Source organism: Ileibacterium valens (assembly GCF_001945525.1).
GTDB classification, from domain to species: Bacteria; Bacillota_I; Bacilli_A; order Erysipelotrichales; family Erysipelotrichaceae; genus Ileibacterium; species Ileibacterium valens.
The window spans coordinates 1-16,115 of record NZ_MPJW01000067.1 but is presented as its reverse complement, the minus strand read 5'-3'; the positions used below and the strand labels follow the sequence as shown (position 1 = coordinate 16,115).

Sequence of the window (16,115 nt, the reverse complement as noted above, 5' to 3'; positions counted from 1 at the left end):
TTGATGTTTGCAAAGACCTCTTTGTTAGAGAGAACAGCCAATTCCTTGATCCCGAGGTCGATACCAATACCATCTGAATCTTTACGATAAGAAGGAACAGAATCGACTTCGTACTCGACATAGACACCCATATACCATCTGCCGTTCTTCTGTCCAATCCATCCTTTTACAATCTCAACTTCATTTGGAACATAAGTCGGAATTCGACCTTTCTCCTTGAGGTGCACTCGTCCAAGTTTTGGTACCTGGACATACCATCGAGTCGATCGAACGGGTTGACTGAGACTGTTGCGGCAGAAATAAACCATCGATTCGTTGGAACCTTTCTTCTTGAACTTTGGAAACCCGCTTTGTTTCTTGAAGAACTTACGATAAGCCTCGTTTGCATCGTTGATCGATTGTCTTACTGCTTTGGAAGGACAGTCGTTGATCCATATATTTCCGCTGGCGGGGATATAGTCCTGTTTGAGCCATGTATAGAACTCTGCTGGTTTCATCAACGTACTATGAGGCTTACGCCCTGATGCTTCAGCAAGCTTCTTTTCTGCTTCCCAACGTTCTTGGTTCTCATGAAGATACAGGTTGTAAACAAAACGGCAGATCCCCTGAAACCGGGCAATCTGCTGTTTTTGTTCGTCTGTTGGATCAATTTCAACTTTGAATGTCCTATATCCTTTCATAGGATGACGTCTCCTATTCTTTGGTCAATGAATCATCTTCTTTGATCATCTTCCTGTATTTTCTCAATCCATGCAATCTGTCCGAAAACATATGGAGGATGGTCATGATGTCTTCGACAAGTTCCTTTTCAAAAGAAAGTTCTTCGTTGTTTACAACGATGATCCTGCACCCGAATCGTTCACACAATCGTTCGAACCAATCATAGCCGAATCGAACGAATCGGTCTTTATGGGCTATCACGATCTGCGATACTTTTCTGTCCATGACCTGATTCAATAGGTTGTTTAATTTCTTGCGGTTGTAGTCCAGGCCGCTTCCATAGTCTTCGATCACTTCAGAAACGATGATTCCACGGGCATTACAGAACTGTCGAAGAAAAGCGGCCTGGTTTTTCAGATCGTCTTTCTGATTTCTTGTCGAGACTCGAACATAGATGACAGAAGTTTCTTCTGTTTTGGAAGAACGAACAGATCCTCCAGTCAGTTCTAAATATTGTTGATGTGTGTAATAGCGAACTCCGCCAGGAGAGCGATAAGAAGTCAGTTTTCCTGCCTTCTCCCACTTCCTGAGGGTTTGGACCGAAACACCAATCATCAGTGCGAATTCACCAATTTTATATCTCTTTTCCATGACTATATAATAATCGAAAAGAATAGAAAAGACACGAAAATCAGACACTTAGCATGTCTCCTCGTATTTTCTAAATATTTATTTTTAATTTTTCATTTGAAACTGTTTTGAAAAGCCGGAGATGAACTTTTCACAGTATTCTCCAATCATAGTAAAATTGCCAAAAGCCAGTTTCCTTCTATTTTATGTTTATTTTTGATTTTTGTCTGCAAAGTAATCTCAGTTTATAGTTGAACCATGGTTTTGAATTTCATTACCTGATTTTTCGCTGAACTAAACTTTCGTCTATGTTTTTGGATTTTCTGTTTTTAACCGCTTCAAAATGAAAACCTGCCGCCGAAACTCACGGCAGCAGGTTCTGTAAGCCACTTATGATCAATGAAACGAAAAGTTATTCAGCAGCTTCTTCTTCAAAAGGCAGGAATAAACTGAGCCGTTCTTCTTCGTTTGCCTGGAGTTCTTCAAACATTTTAGCCAGACCAGTCGCATTGTTTGTTTCAAGCATTTTCAGATAATCATTCCGCGCATCCAGAGGCAGAGTAATTGGAGTCTGATTTCCACTCAGCAGCAGAGCATTAATCAGCAGACGCCCTGTTCTTCCGTTCCCATCAGAGAAAGGGTGGATATTTTCAAAGTTAACATGAAGGTCTGCTACATCGTACATGCTGAAACCATTTTCCACTAATGCGTTATAGGCATCGATGAAACGGTTTAAGAACTCTTCAATTTCATCTGGAGACGGGAAAACTTTGTTGCTTCCAGTCAGCATCGCTGGATTGACACGATAAGCTCCACCGAACAGAATATTCTCGTTAATAGTTTCATTAAGCCCTACGAGAAAGTCATGAGTCATTGGTTCCTTATTACGAACCATATTCAGAACATCCTTAAAAGCCTTTTTCATATTAATAGCCTGATGAATTTCTTTTGCATTGGCGTTAATCAGACAATGGTTGGAGTCAAAAATTAAAGCATATGTTTCGTTTTTAGTTAATGTACTGCCTTCAAGAGCATTGGAGTCATATGTAGCTCGAGTTACAAAATCTTCCAGATAGTTTCTGTTGTCAGTAAGAATATCAACAATATTCATTAGTAATTACCTCTTTTTACATGATGGGATTAAGCTTCGATGCTAAATCAACCGTTTCAATAAATATTTAACCTATTCAAAATAGGATCTTTCCTGTACATTATATTCAATTTCGCAATGTGTGAAAAGCCTTTATAAGTTCACATGTTCATTCAAAGAAAGGCTTTCCATTTCCCGCAGAGTTTGCTCAGTCAAAAAAGCAATGCAGGAATATTTCTTAAGGCGTTTTCCCAGAGTATTCAGACATCCGTTTTATCCTCTCAGTTCACAGGCAATCCTAATATTCAATTTTTTATAAACTGGATTATTTTGTACTCTTTTTTTACCTGATACAGATTTTCAAAATCAACTGTCTATGTTTTGATTTTTAATGAAACGTATTGCTTTATCTCTTTGGACCATACCAATTTTCTCTGGAAAAAATGGGCAAAATCAGGAAATACTATCATTCTTTTCATTCTGAAAATAAATTCTCACACAATTTCAAATCGTTTTCAGTAAGGGCTTTTGTCGATGATTCTGTTACTCCAGTTTACTCAATCTATCCTGTCTGGACCAGTATTCGAGCAGACAGGAAATCTAAATTATAAATTTCTTAAATATTTATTATACGTCTATAATCCAATATTTCCATCATTGCTGCCACAGAATTCAGAAAAAAATCGCAACACATTCATGTCTTTATGTGATTTTTATATTAATCTTAACTCATATTGTGTTTACTTGAGTAAACAAGATAAGATGATTTTGTCGAAAATCGCTTTTAATAAAAGGAAAGCGAAAAGTCCAACTTTTTTTTGCAAAACATTGCTGTCTTACCTTAGTAAGCACTAATATAAATATAGAATAAAGAGTTACCACTGAAAACGAAAGTTTTAGGAGGGCAAATATGATTTTATTTTATACTTCTCCCGGTTGCGCATCCTGCAGAAAAGCAAAGAAATGGCTTGAAGACAATCACATCGATTTCATCGAAAAGAATATTTTTTCGAACCTGCTGTCAGAATCCGAAATCAAATATCTGATGTCCAGATGTGAAAATGGAACGGAAGACATTATTTCGACCCGCTCCAAAGCATTCGCCAGTCTCAACGGCAGCATGGACGACCTGTCCACCCAGCAGCTGGCTCGCTTTATCCAGAGAAATCCATCCGTTCTTAAGCGTCCAATCATTCTTTCTCAGAAAAGTATGGTTGTTGGCTATGACGATGATGAAATCACAGCAATGGTTCCTTATGAAAAACGCTACGAAACTGAACCATTCTCTGAAACAAGCATCGCCTCAGTCAATGTATCCCTTAAAGTACGTGCTCATTAGACTCTCCGGATTCCTTACGTAATTCCCATACCTGTTCAAACTCATGAAACTTAACCTTTCACGATCTTGAATGTATTATTCGTAACCCCCAGGCATTTCAAGTACTAATACAATTGAATAAGCAACGAATCAAACATTTGATTATAATTTTTCACTCTATAATTTAATGTATTATCGGCTAAGAACAGAGCAGGATCGGTTCTTAGCCGATTTTTCTTATCTTCAATTTCCTGTATTCTGTTGTAAACAGTCGCTTCTGAAACTCAGAAATTCCCCTCTTCACGTTCCGTTTATTCTTTATACAATATTAACAATCAGCTTAAACTTTAAAATAAAGAAATCCTGAACCATATTTGGCTCAGGATCCTCTTAAACAGACACATTCAGTCGTGTAATCTTCTATTGACAGTTCAAATATTCTGCTGTTTATCTTATCTTTTGCATTCTTTTCAAAAATCAATCCAGATTTCTTGAATACAGTCGATTCATTCTGAACAAATCATCAGCCAGTTGGTCTGTGAGCTGATGATCTTTTAAACGCCATTTCCAGTTATTTCCAACGGTGTTGGGCGTATTCATTCTGGATTCAGATCCCAGTCCCAAAAGATCCTGGGCTGTAATGATTGCGGTATCTGAAGGTGATTTAAGCAGTTCTCTGATCATCACCCAGTGCCGGTCTTCCGGGTTATGGCATTGCAGATATTCAATCGCATATTCCTTATCCTCGGGCAGAATGTCATCAAACCATCCCTGAATCGTATTATTGTCATGAGTGCCTGTATAGGCAATCGAGTTTTTCGGATAGTTATATGGTGCATAGAAAGTTGCCCCTGGATCGCGGGAATCAAAAGCGAACTGCAGAAGTTTCATTCCTGGATAGCCTGTATCCGCAAGCAGCTTCTTAACAGAATCTGTTAAAAACCCTAAATCTTCGGCAATAATTCTCTTTTCCCCTACTTTGTTTGTGATTGCTTGAAACAGATCCATTCCCGGACCTTCATTCCAGTGACCATTAATCGCGGTCGTTTCACCAAATGGAATGGAATAGAAAGAGTCAAAGCCTCTGAAGTGGTCGATTCGCAGAACATCATACATTTTCGTCAGATAGTCGACACGTCGAATCCACCATTCATATCCTGTTTTCTTATGTTCATCCCAACGGTAAATTGGATTTCCCCAAAGCTGCCCAACTGCGGAGAATCCATCAGGAGGACAGCCAGCTTCCTCAGTAGGAACCAGATATTCATCCAATTCAAACAGTCCGGGATGACTCCAGACATCTACAGAATCCATAGCCACATAGATAGGTAAATCTCCTATGATTTCCACTCCATTATCGTTGGCGTATTTCTTTAGTGCATTCCATTGCCTCGAAAAGAAATACTGAATTACGCGGTAATAATTCACCACATCACTCATTTCTTCTCTCCATTTTTTGGCATTTTCTTTTGTGTAATGCCGGTACTCTTCAGGCCATTCACTCCAGGCTTTTCCATCAAAACGGTCTTTTAAAGCCATGAACAGCGCATAATCATCAATCCAGTCCGCATTCTTCTGCAGGAACTCTTCATATTCACGATCTGGATTTTTCAGAAATCGATCTACTGCTTTTCTTAAAACATGAGAATGCTGGTTGTAGAGGATTCCAAAATCGACCTGATCCTCCTGATCACCCCAATTGATGTTGTCATACTCTTCTTTTTGAAGCAGTCCTTCATCTTTTAGAAGATCAAAGTCAATGAAGTATGGATTTCCTGCAAATGTTGAATAGGAAGCATATGGTGAATCTCCATAGCTCGTTGGATGGATTGGAAGAATCTGCCAGTAGGACTGACCGGATTTTTTCAGAAAATCAACAAATTCTCTTGCTTCTCTTCCCATGGTTCCGATTCCGTATTTCCCAGGAAGAGAGGTGATGTGAAGCAATATTCCGCTTTTTCTCATTGAGCGTACCTCTTTCTACTTTTTGATTATTCGTTAACGAAATGATTTGTACAAAATCTGATGAAATTGATTTACTGATCTTCTCTTCCTTTCAGAATAGAAGATCAGGCTGAAAAAAAGCTCAGTTTTCTGGAAACTGAGCTTAAGAAGGCTATCCTTTTACAGCACCGGCAGCCACACCCTTGATGATGTGTTTCTGACCGAAGATGTAGACAATGACCACAGGGATGATTGTCAGCATGATGGAAGCCATCATCGGACCCATTTCCACTTGGCCATAAGAACCGCGGAAGTACTGGATCAGCATTGGAATGGTCTTGTACTTGGTAATATCAAGAACCAGAGTTGGAAGCAGGTAGTCATTCCATACCCACATGGCCTGCAGAATCGCTACAGAAACCATGGTTGGTTTTAGAATTGGCACAACCACCTTGAAGAAGGTCTGAAGAGGAGTACATCCATCAATCAGAGCCGCTTCTTCGATTTCAAGCGGAATGGATTTAACAAAACCGGCAAACATGAAGACTGCAAGTCCGGCACCAAATCCAAGGTAGATAATCCAGAGGTTGAACGGGTTGTTCAGCTTGAGCATGTCAGCAGTCTGAGACAGAGTGAACATAACCATCTGGAATGGCACAACCATCGAGAATACAAACAGGTAATACAGGAACGAGTTCAGTTTGGAATGAACTCGGGTGATATACCAGGCACACATCGAGCACAGAATAATAATTGCAGCTACGGATGTTACTGTGATGAAAAGCGAGTAACCTAAGGACTGCATGAATCCAAAGGAACTGAAGGCTTTTGAATAGTTTTCTAAACCAGCGTATGTTTCGCCATTGACCATGTCAAAAGTCGTATTGGTTGAGATCGCTGATTCGAGTTTCAGCGAGTTAATCAGGATCATTACGATCGGATAAATCCAGGCACAGGCCAGAATAATCAGAAGGCCTACCAGAAGCATCCGGGTCAGTTTCTTTTTATCTTTCATGCTTACTGCTGAACCTCCTTACTTCTAGTTGTTTTGAGCTGCCAGAAGCTGATCAATACCACAACAATTGAGAAAATAACGGCTTTGGCCTGGCCAATACCCTTCCATGCCTTACCAGCACGAGCGTAGAATGTCTGATAAATGTTCAGAGCAAGCATATCTGTCATGTGGTTTGGATCACCATTGGTTAAGGCGAGGTTCTGGTCAAAGAGTTTAAAGCTATTGGTTAATGTCAGGAAGACACAGATGGTGATGGAAGGCATCATCATCGGGATTTTGATCTTCCAGAGAATCTGCCAGTCTGTAGCGCCATCAATTTTGGCTGCTTCCACCAGATCATCTGGTACATTCTGAAGACCGGCGATATAAATGATCATCATATAACCGATCTGCTGCCAGCACATCAGAATGATGATACCCCAGTACCCGGCTGTTGCGTTTAACTTCAGTAATGGCTGTCCTACTAAAGCCAGTACACAGTTGATTAAGATCTGCCAGATATAACCCAGAACGATACCACCGATCAGGTTAGGCATAAAGAATACAGTTCTGAAGAAGTTCGTTCCTTTCAGCTTTTGCGTCAGAGCCAGAGCTAAGGCAAAAGCCAGAACGTTGATCAGAATGACATTCACTGCGGCTACCAGGACTGTAAAACCGGCTGAACGCAGGAATGAAGCATCTGTAAATGCCGCAATGTAGTTGGAAAAACCGTTAAATACAGCGTTTCCTACGGTGGTGAACTGACAGAATGAAAGATACAGACCTTCGATGAATGGAATAATGAATCCGATCGTAAACGCGATCAGGGTCGGAAGCACGAACATCCATCCATATTTCTTATAAGTTCGTTGCATTAAAACGTTTTACCTTTCTGAATGAAAAGAAGCAGGCAGCGACTCATCTGCCTGCTTCTGCAATTTAAATCAAATAAACTTTAGCTTTATCAGGTATGACAATTGTATATTTCCGTCAGGACTGGCTATTCAATCTAACCAGCCGGATAATTCAAATCGATTCCTGTTATTTTGAAAGAACTGAGATGAATACTCTTAGTTATTTGCTAAATCGTATTCAGTTTTCCAGTTTTCAACGAATGCTTTTTCTACTTCTTCCCAGTTAGCATCTGTTGGATCAGCTGCATAAGCAGTCAGAGCAGAACCAAGAGCATTCTTCCATTCTTCAGAAGGCATAGTTGTGAAGTTCCAGGATACTGGAGTCTTTCCTTCTTCAGTCAGTTTTACATCTTCAAGTACAAATACGTTTTCAGATGGTTTAGCATCTTTGAATGGAATTACGAAGCCCATTTCATCGGCCATTGCGGTTGTTCCTTCTTCAGAAGTTACGCACCAGTTCATGAAGTCAAGAGTTGCCTGAATATCTTCTTCACTGGCTTCTTTGTTTACTACCCAGTAGTTTTCAGTACCAGTTGTCAGACCCTGGTTAGCTTCGTCGCCAGCACCGATATAAACTGGAATCATAGTGATTTCTTCAGATTTTAAACCGTTTTTGATCAGTTCGTTGTATTCCCAACTTCCGTTCTGATAGAACACAGCTTCACCGGAGATAAATTCGTTACGGCTGTCATCACCAGTTTTCGCTGCAAGGTCTTTACCTGGAGTTGTGGAATCAGTGATGTAAAGATCAAAGATGTCGCGGTAGTTGTCGAGGTAAGTTCCCTTAATAGCATCTGTATCAGTAATTCCATCTTCCTGATATTCGAAGTAGATTGGCATGTTAGCAAGGTGAGCTTTGAAACGCCAGTCAGAAGATCCATCCATACCTGCAGATGTAAATGCGCTGAAGTTCAGTTCATCTTTTCTGGCAGTAATATCGTCAGCTACCTTCTTCAGATCTTCGAAGGACTGAATGTCTTCTACCTTGTAACCAGCTTTGTCAAGCAGGGTTGTATTTACAATAATTCCATAGGACTCGATGCAGTAAGCAATAGCAGCTACATCATCTTTACCAACGAACAGAGCATAAGCATCGCTTGTCAGCTGATTAAATACTGGAGTGTCATACAGGTTGTAAGCATAGTCTTCCCAGTTTTTCAGACCTACAGGTCCATTGACCTGGAACAGAGTTGGAGCACCGCTCTTACCCATTTCGGACATCAGAGTTGTTTCATAGTTTCCGGAAGCTGCTGTTACGACTTTAACGTCAACTCCTGTTTCTTCTGTATATTTTTTAGCAAGGTTCTGCCAGGCTTCATCCTGTTCAGGTTTGAAGTTCAGGTAGTAAACGGAACCTTTTGCTCCGTCAGCTGCCCCAGCTTCTCCATTAGAATCTGCAGCATCAGAAGATGTGCTGGAGCATCCTGCAAGAACGGAAACACTCATTGCACATACTGCAACTAAATTTTGCCATTTCTTCATATAATGTTTTTTCTCCTCCCTGGTTTAACCAGATTCAACAAGCGATATGGCTCACGTAATTTTTATTATCGCTTTCAACTATATTGATCATAACGGTTCCAAATCAAAAAAGCTATAACTTTTCGTAAAAACTTTAAAACGTTTCCATTGCACGGCGGTTTTTCTGCTAAAACGTTTCCAGAAACTATTAAACCCAATAAATGTTCTTTTTTGAACGTAATAATCGTACGGTTTATTTCTGATAATTCCTCAATTATTCTTTTTTGAGAGTAAAAACGTTTCAAACTTCACTTATTTTTTTACTGCGATTTCCTTTTTTTGAATTTATTTTTGTTTTTAAAAGCATTCCCTACAATCCAGCTCTGTTCTTCAGCTATCCTTTAGAAGCTATGATCGAAATGACTGAATTCAAACCATTGTTATACCGAATGTGTATTTGTAAATTAATTTGACCGATTATATTAGCATTGGAAGATTTTACTCTGAATTCCCGCTTTTTTTAGAGAGACTTCGGAAACAGCGTTCTGATTAGAACCGACCTGCTCAAAACCTTAAGCAAAATTCGATTCAGCATTAAGCGGATTACCAAAAGAGTTCAATCCATCTTTGGATTTCATCTCGATCAGAAAAAAATAAATGAAAGAAAACAAAAAAACTCGATACCCAATGGATATCGAGAGTAATTGACATAATGGTGGAGCGTACGGGGCTCGAACCCGTGACCTCTACGCTGCCAGCGTAGCGCTCTCCCAGCTGAGCTAACACCCCATGCAATGCCTGTTTATCTTATCATTTCAATTTCTAAAATCAACCCCAAAACCAAATGTTTTTATGACGTGAATTTCAGGAGATTACAGGCTTGAGTCTGACAATCAACGGTATAAAGCTATCTAAAATGCAGTTCATGAAGTACTTACGGTTTATATGCAGTTAACCGTAATAAAAAATAAGCTATTGGAGCCAATAAGCTTCTAATTCATTTCTGACATTCGCTTCGCTAAGAAGCAAAACCTTCAAGTATAGAAAGAAAAAAAACTGGAAAGCGGCATCAAAACCCAATATTGGGTTCAGTACTGGCTCTCCAGAAAAAAACTACATTTTTTTGCTGCATTGTTTATTGATTATCCTTTATATAAAGGAGTTATATTCACATGGTGGAGATGGCGAGAATCGAACTCGCGTCTAAGCAGAGCCCCACGAACTCACTATTGTTTACAGCTTAGTTTGTCAGAATACCGAAAGACTCGGACAAACACGATTTCTTTCGGGTCGACTGTAAGTATTTCAGATGAAACTATCCAGCCCATAATCCATCCAATCTTCTTTTCGCCATCGATCTGAACTAGAAGAAAGCGAACTCGTTCAGAAAGGCTGCAAGACTATATTCGTCTAATTAAGCAGCAAAGGCCATTGCACGGCCATAGTTATTGTTTCTAGCGTTTATTTTGGTTTTGGTTTTTAACGAAACCACTCGGCTGTAGTGTGTTCCAAGCTTCTACTCATCGAATACCTAAAACATCCCCATGTAATGTGATATTTTAATCTGTCTTTCGCATTTTCGTCAATATAGAAACCTTATTATTTTTCATATTTTCCGGACTTTCTCGCGATTCTGAAACCATTTCCTAAAGATCTTCCCTGATTTTCTACATTAGAGATCCATGTTCTTATCTGGCCCAATCAAACAGGCAGTGATCCTGAGAAATATTCAAATGAAATCCCCTCAAATACTGTATTCTGCTTAAAAATGTATCAATCAAAAGATGCAGGCCTTCGATGTGATACTCTTTATTTATGAATGACAATGATCTGAATTATGAAACCCTGGACGAAAAAAGAATCCTGGAAGTCCAAAAAGAGTTACCCTCTGACAACGATCTGAACCGGCTTGCCGAGTTTTATAAAATCATGGGAGATCCCACCCGATTAAAAATACTGATCACCCTTGAAAAGGGCGAATTCTGCGCCAGTGATGTGGCAAACGTTGTTGGAATGTCCCGTTCTGCCATTTCACATCAGTTTAAAGCTTTAAAAGCAGCCAAGCTGGTAAAAAGCCGTAAAGAAGGTAAAACTGTTTTTTATTCTCTTGATGATTCTCATATCCACTCTGTGCTGCATGTAGCCTTTGAACACATCCTCGAAGAAGATTAAGATTTTGACCAGGTTCAAAATCCAAGCTAAAAATTTCGAGACATAAAGCAGAAGATCCAGAAAGACAGCATTTTCCCAATGCAAATCTTTCTGGATCTTTTTTCAGTACCTTCGATCATTCCATTCGCTAATCCTTACAGTGCAAGAGAATGAAAAGAGAAACTGCTGAACACAACTTCTTATTCTGGCTGATTATTTAACTTTATTTCCGAATTATTCAGACAGGTATGCCAAAGATTTAAAGTTTTTCCAATCCGCCTTGCTTCGACATTCTTTTCGAGTCTTATGATCTTAAATCCATTTCTTTTGGCGACTCTGGCAGAATTCTGATTACCATCGAAATAGCATATCCATAATTGATTCAGATTCAGATTTTCAAAAGCATACTGAATCAGTGCCCTCAGTGCCTCACTGATATATCCCTGGTGCCAGTACTCCTTGCCCAGCCAATAACCAAATTCTGCTCGATCATCTTCAAGAACACGTTTTTTCTCTGGATAAGACATGATGGAAATATCACCGATGATTCTATGATCTTCTTTCAGAGTGATCGCAAAGCTGTTGGGCGCAATCATAACCGTCTGAAGAATGTGCTTGGATTTTTCTGGATTTTCATGGGGCAAAAATCCGCAGGCTGGCCCAATATCCGGATCTTTTATGAGCTCATACAGATTGGATGCATCCTCAAGTTTCCATGGACGTAAAATCAGACGATCCGTCTCGATGAAGACTTCGTTATTCTTTTGAAGAATGTTCATCATCACTTTGAATCCATAATATAAGCCATCGAAAGTTTCAATGTCTCAACGATTCCATCAATATGCGTCCGCTCATATCCATGTGAATTCATTGTTCCCATCCCAATGGTTGCAGGAACAATATTATTCCCACCATTCAAAGCCGCCGTTGCATCAGAACCATATCGATAATAGATATCTGTCACATAATCGATGTCATTTTCTTCGGCCAGTTCAATCAGCCGGCTGGTCAGATCCCAGTCGTAAGGCGCAATCCGATCCGCCCCACTGATTGAAACTTTCTTTTCATCGCCTGATTGTTCATGACCGATCAATCCTATATCTAAAGCGAGATATTCTTCGACTTCATCAGGAACATAGGCTCCTCCAAGTCCAATTTCTTCATAAATTGGAAATGCAAACCATATATTGTTCTTCGGCTGCAATCCGTTTTCGACCAGAATTCGAATGCATTCAATTAGAACAGCTGCACTGGCTTTATCATCAATATGCCGGGATTTAATATAACCGGTATCCGTCAGTACAAATTTTGGATCTACACTGATGAGGTCTCCCGGACGAATTCCCAAAGCCTCCACTGAAGTTTTGTCATGGACATCTTCATCAATCAGGATCTTCATGTTTGGAAAATCTCTTTCAAGTTCTCTGGCATCATCGAATACATGAACTGAATGAGATTTGCAGATGACCATCCCGGTATAGTCTCCATTAAAGCGGGTATGAACAAGAACGTTCTCTCCTTCAAGCGAATGAAAGTTCAATCCTCCCAGATTGCGGACAGAAAGCCATCCATTCTCTTCGATTGAACGGACAACCATTCCAATCGTATCGAAGTGTGCTCCCAGGCAAACCGTTTTTTCTGGATTTTGTCCAGAGATTTTAACATAGGCCGTATGTCTGCGATCGTAATCGACTGTTAAGCCATAAGGCTCAACAAGCTCTTCGAGCAGCTGATGAATACACGGATAGTAGCCTACAACACTCGGAGTTTCGATCAGTTCCTGAAGTGTTTTGAGCAGACGCTCCTGGTTTATTTCATAAATCATTTCTTTCCCTTCCTTCTTATTTCTTGAATATGGATAATCCATGTACAAGGTAATCTTCCACATTCAAAACCTCAAGTTCAGAATGACTTTTTCATGAAATATCTATATAAGTCAGACAGTGAAAAATGCCCGATTCCGTTATCTTCGGATTCAGGCATTTGCATCTTTGATTCATTTCACCGTTCTATTTCGTTTTGGCGATGCTCGAATCTGTTTTGCTGATTGTTGATATCAGGACAGATCGCTGATGACAACTTCATCATATTCTGGAATATCAAAGGGGGTAGTATAAGTCAGGTCTACCGATGTATCAGAATCTTGGACTTCTTCTGATGGCATAAATTGATCTGCGAACACCACTTCTCCGCCTTTTTTGAATAGGATCTGTAGATCAGCATACGGGTTGAAATAACTGTCTTCATTGCCCTGCTTACTCATTCTGAACCGAATTTCTTCTTTTCCATTTCTGGATTCCTGAGAAAGAATTTCAAAGTTATGAAAGTTATAAGGATTTTGGGCTTTGTACATTCGGATCAGCGAATCAGTATCCAAATCATCTTCAGCCTCTTCTATATAGATCTGATCTGTAATCGGAGTAATGATTGAATCTTCTTTAGTGTCCGCCAGGACAAAATCATCTAGAACAATATCTTCGAGTTCTTCCGGACTGAAATGAATTTCTCCCTCCATTGAAATCCAGGCTTCATTGGTTGCGGGACCCATCGAAGGCAACGCAGCCCAATCTTTAACATTGATTCCTTTGTAGATCAAATCACCAGTCGCAAATTCCATATTGACTCCAGGGTCTGTTTTTTCCAGTTTAAACGTAATTACCGGCCGGTTGTTTTCATTAACATAGACACTGACCGGTTGAGCTTCCACCGTTTCGCTCCATGCCGTATCAAACCAGTAATCATCATCATATTCAGCCACTGTTGCTGCTTCTTCATATGAAGAATGGGGCCAGATTATCGCTCTGAATAGAGATCCCGTTCCAATCATTACTGCACCAGCAATCGCCAGAGTACTAATCCAGAAGCCTGGACGAAAGTGATTCATCTTTGTTGATGAACTGGTTTTCGACAGATCGGTATAGTTGCATCGTTGATAAGCTATATTATCAGCCTGAACAGAATCATCATCCAGGCTTTTAAAATCCGGTTCTTTCGCTTCTGGATTCAGCGAGCACCTTTTTGCATGATTTTCAGAGTTAGGAGCATCCTCGTTTGGCAGCTGAGGCATCTGTTGAGCATTCATTTTTATACATATTCCATTTCTAATTTCAAAATTTTCTGTTTGAACTTAAACTAATTATCTCTTCGCATCGTCCTCTTATATTGATATTAAAAGAAACGTTCTGGATGAGTTTTTGGATGTAAATCGTTTTTAAAGCTGCAAGATTATAAGTACTGAAAATTAGTTTTCTTAACGCTCTTACATTCTACCAAAGGATTTCTTTGAAACTGATATACTCAATAGCAGGAAATAGTTACAGGATCTAATGTAAGAAATTGGTTTTAGCACAATCCCTGAAAATTATCTGATTAGTCAACCCATTATGGATTTAACCTGGGGCCTGACTAGAAAGAAAAATTCGTTTTCCTTATTTAGAAATTTTAGAAACCTCTAAGAATTTAAAATCAGAAGACTTATGCAGAAAGGAGGGGCTGCAAGGTTCTTCCCGCTTGAGATCAGAAGAAACTTGCCAAAATTCAATGAAAAAGAAAATCACAGCAACTAAGCACATTGTCTTCCAGACAGGAAAAGCTTCTTCGGAATTAGTCGAAATGCATCCATTGAAGATTCTTCTATATACAATCGGTTCTTTCGTTCTCTCATTACTCATGCAGTACTTCAAATGGGTATTTCGGCTTGATGGTTCAATCTTTGGGTTTGGCTTAAACCTTATATCGATTGGTTTTGTCATCTGCGCATTCATTATGATCATTCACCTGATTTCAAGAGTCACCAGCCGCAGGACAAAAGACTCTGCTCCAAAACAGCCGATCAAACCAGATCTGCCAAGAAAAAAAGCCTCAATCTTTGAAGCTGCAGATCCTGAATATACCAAACGGCTTGATATCCTCAGAAAGCTTTATTCAGAAATGACTTCGAGGCAGGAATCCATTTCCGGTTTTCTTCAGGAATATTTTTCAGGTTCGATCATTTCAATCAACCGCTACGAAAGTGTGATGAACGACGCAAGCAAAGTCCTCTGGAATAACTATCAAAAGGCATCCACTGCAGTCTCGATGTTTGGAAGCGCCCAGGCTACAGCTGATCGGCTTGCCATCCTTGATGGATATGTAAATGACTCTAAGCAGACAGTTGATAAAATGGAAACCATCATCGATGAGCTGATTAAAATTCAGCAGCAAAGATCCTTTTCAGATTACGAAAATCTGGATGGAATGCTGACTTCCCTGGCCCGTACAACCTCGCGATATAAATAAGAAAATGCTCCAAGTATCTGCCCGGTCAGTCAGGCTTTAATCTGGCGATAGATTCTAACGATGGAATCTATCGCTTTTGCTTTTGACTTCTTTATGCAAAATGTATGCAAAAACATCTGTTATGCTAAAATTCTTTAGACAGTATCTAAGAATTCCTATATGGTTATTTTGTCTGAAATATTACAAAACAAAATAAGTAGAAAAGGAACGTAAGGAAAAACAAACTATGAGTATTCTCATCCATCTGTTTTATACCGGCGAAGGCGATAATGCCCGAAAATTTGCAATGGAAATGGAATCAAGACAGATCGCAAAGAAGATCCGTGAAGAAGAAGGTAACATTCGATATGAATATTTTTTTCCATTCAACGATCCACATTCTGTTTTACTGATCGATGAATGGGAAAACCAGGAAGCGATTGACCTCCATCATGCATCAAATATGATGAAAGATCTTGCTGAATTAAGAGATAAATACGACCTGCACATGAAAATTCAACGTTATATCAGCGATCAAGATGGAATTCCTGAAAGAGATCAGAATTTTCGTAACCTTTTGAAATTTGCACGGGCTTTTATTCCCGGTTATCCCTGAATACCATCAAAGGCGGAAATCTTCTCTGTGCTCCAGCTTTCCTCTCAGGAAAGTCGGAAACGGAAGATTTCCGCCTTTTG

Annotated in this window: 14 protein-coding genes, 1 tRNA gene and 1 other RNA gene; 4 read left to right on the top strand and 12 right to left on the bottom strand. The window is 39.6% G+C overall.

Annotated features, from left to right (window positions below; translation table 11 throughout):
* The 3 genes from BO222_RS02230 to BO222_RS02220 all read right to left on the bottom strand — a co-directional run.
* Window positions 1-680 (bottom strand): RNA-guided endonuclease InsQ/TnpB family protein (locus BO222_RS02230; RefSeq protein WP_143356903.1); only part of this gene is annotated, 680 nt, incomplete at its 3' end.
* A 13-nt stretch (window positions 681-693) separates the two neighbouring features.
* Window positions 694-1,311: an IS607 family transposase gene (locus BO222_RS02225; protein ID WP_075817984.1), complete on the bottom strand. Its 618-nt coding sequence runs from the start codon at window positions 1,309-1,311 to the stop codon at window positions 694-696.
* Window positions 1,312-1,702: 391 nt separating this feature from the next.
* On the bottom strand, window positions 1,703-2,401 hold the full coding sequence (locus BO222_RS02220) for a Fic family protein (protein WP_075817978.1): 699 nt from the start codon (window positions 2,399-2,401) through the stop codon (window positions 1,703-1,705).
* An 889-nt stretch (window positions 2,402-3,290) separates the two neighbouring features.
* Here BO222_RS02220 and BO222_RS02215 point away from each other — a divergent pair.
* Entirely contained in the window at window positions 3,291-3,719 is a 429-nt protein-coding gene (locus BO222_RS02215; protein ID WP_075817976.1) for a Spx/MgsR family RNA polymerase-binding regulatory protein, read from the top strand.
* Between the two features lie 456 nt (window positions 3,720-4,175).
* Here BO222_RS02215 and malQ read toward each other — a convergent pair whose 3' ends face one another.
* The 6 genes from malQ to ssrA form a co-directional block, all read right to left on the bottom strand.
* Window positions 4,176-5,663, bottom strand: coding sequence for a 4-alpha-glucanotransferase (gene malQ / locus BO222_RS02210; RefSeq protein WP_075817974.1), 1,488 nt, complete (start codon window positions 5,661-5,663; stop codon window positions 4,176-4,178).
* Window positions 5,664-5,814: 151 nt separating this feature from the next.
* Entirely contained in the window at window positions 5,815-6,657 is an 843-nt protein-coding gene (locus BO222_RS02205; protein WP_075817972.1) for a carbohydrate ABC transporter permease, read from the bottom strand.
* 2 nt (window positions 6,658-6,659) lie between these two features.
* Window positions 6,660-7,511: a carbohydrate ABC transporter permease gene (locus BO222_RS02200; protein ID WP_075817970.1), complete on the bottom strand. Its 852-nt coding sequence runs from the start codon at window positions 7,509-7,511 to the stop codon at window positions 6,660-6,662.
* Window positions 7,512-7,706: 195 nt separating this feature from the next.
* The gene (locus BO222_RS02195; protein WP_075817969.1) at window positions 7,707-9,032 is read right to left on the bottom strand and encodes an ABC transporter substrate-binding protein; all 1,326 of its coding nucleotides are present in this window, start codon (window positions 9,030-9,032) and stop codon (window positions 7,707-7,709) included.
* A gap of 692 nt (window positions 9,033-9,724) precedes the next feature.
* Window positions 9,725-9,800: transfer RNA gene (locus BO222_RS02190), tRNA-Ala, on the bottom strand.
* Window positions 9,801-10,184: 384 nt separating this feature from the next.
* Window positions 10,185-10,555: a transfer-messenger RNA gene (gene ssrA, locus BO222_RS02185) on the bottom strand.
* A 271-nt stretch (window positions 10,556-10,826) separates the two neighbouring features.
* Between ssrA and BO222_RS02180 the strand changes: the two genes are divergently transcribed.
* Window positions 10,827-11,183, top strand: a complete 357-nt coding sequence (locus BO222_RS02180) for an ArsR/SmtB family transcription factor (protein WP_075817967.1) — start codon at window positions 10,827-10,829, stop codon at window positions 11,181-11,183.
* Between the two features lie 179 nt (window positions 11,184-11,362).
* On the opposite strand, the gene BO222_RS02175 is transcribed toward BO222_RS02180, so the two are convergent.
* From BO222_RS02175 to BO222_RS02165, 3 genes are all read right to left on the bottom strand, one after another.
* Window positions 11,363-11,944 carry a GNAT family N-acetyltransferase gene (locus tag BO222_RS02175; protein ID WP_083647630.1) on the bottom strand — a complete coding sequence of 194 codons (582 nt, stop codon included), beginning with the start codon at window positions 11,942-11,944 and terminating at the stop codon, window positions 11,363-11,365.
* Entirely contained in the window at window positions 11,944-13,050 is a 1,107-nt protein-coding gene (locus BO222_RS02170) for a M42 family metallopeptidase (RefSeq protein ID WP_233131189.1), read from the bottom strand. The genes BO222_RS02175 and BO222_RS02170 overlap by 1 nt, the downstream gene beginning before the upstream one ends.
* A 168-nt stretch (window positions 13,051-13,218) precedes the next feature.
* The gene (locus BO222_RS02165) at window positions 13,219-14,244 is read right to left on the bottom strand and encodes a hypothetical protein (protein WP_075817965.1); all 1,026 of its coding nucleotides are present in this window, start codon (window positions 14,242-14,244) and stop codon (window positions 13,219-13,221) included.
* 458 nt (window positions 14,245-14,702) lie between these two features.
* Here BO222_RS02165 and BO222_RS02160 point away from each other — a divergent pair, with 458 nt between their 5' ends.
* The gene (locus BO222_RS02160) at window positions 14,703-15,440 is read left to right on the top strand and encodes an OadG family protein (RefSeq protein ID WP_075817963.1); all 738 of its coding nucleotides are present in this window, start codon (window positions 14,703-14,705) and stop codon (window positions 15,438-15,440) included.
* 226 nt (window positions 15,441-15,666) lie between these two features.
* A complete protein-coding gene (locus BO222_RS02155; RefSeq protein ID WP_075817961.1) occupies window positions 15,667-16,035 on the top strand; it encodes a putative quinol monooxygenase in 369 nt (122 codons plus the stop codon).
* The last annotated feature ends 80 nt before the right edge of the window (window positions 16,036-16,115 follow it).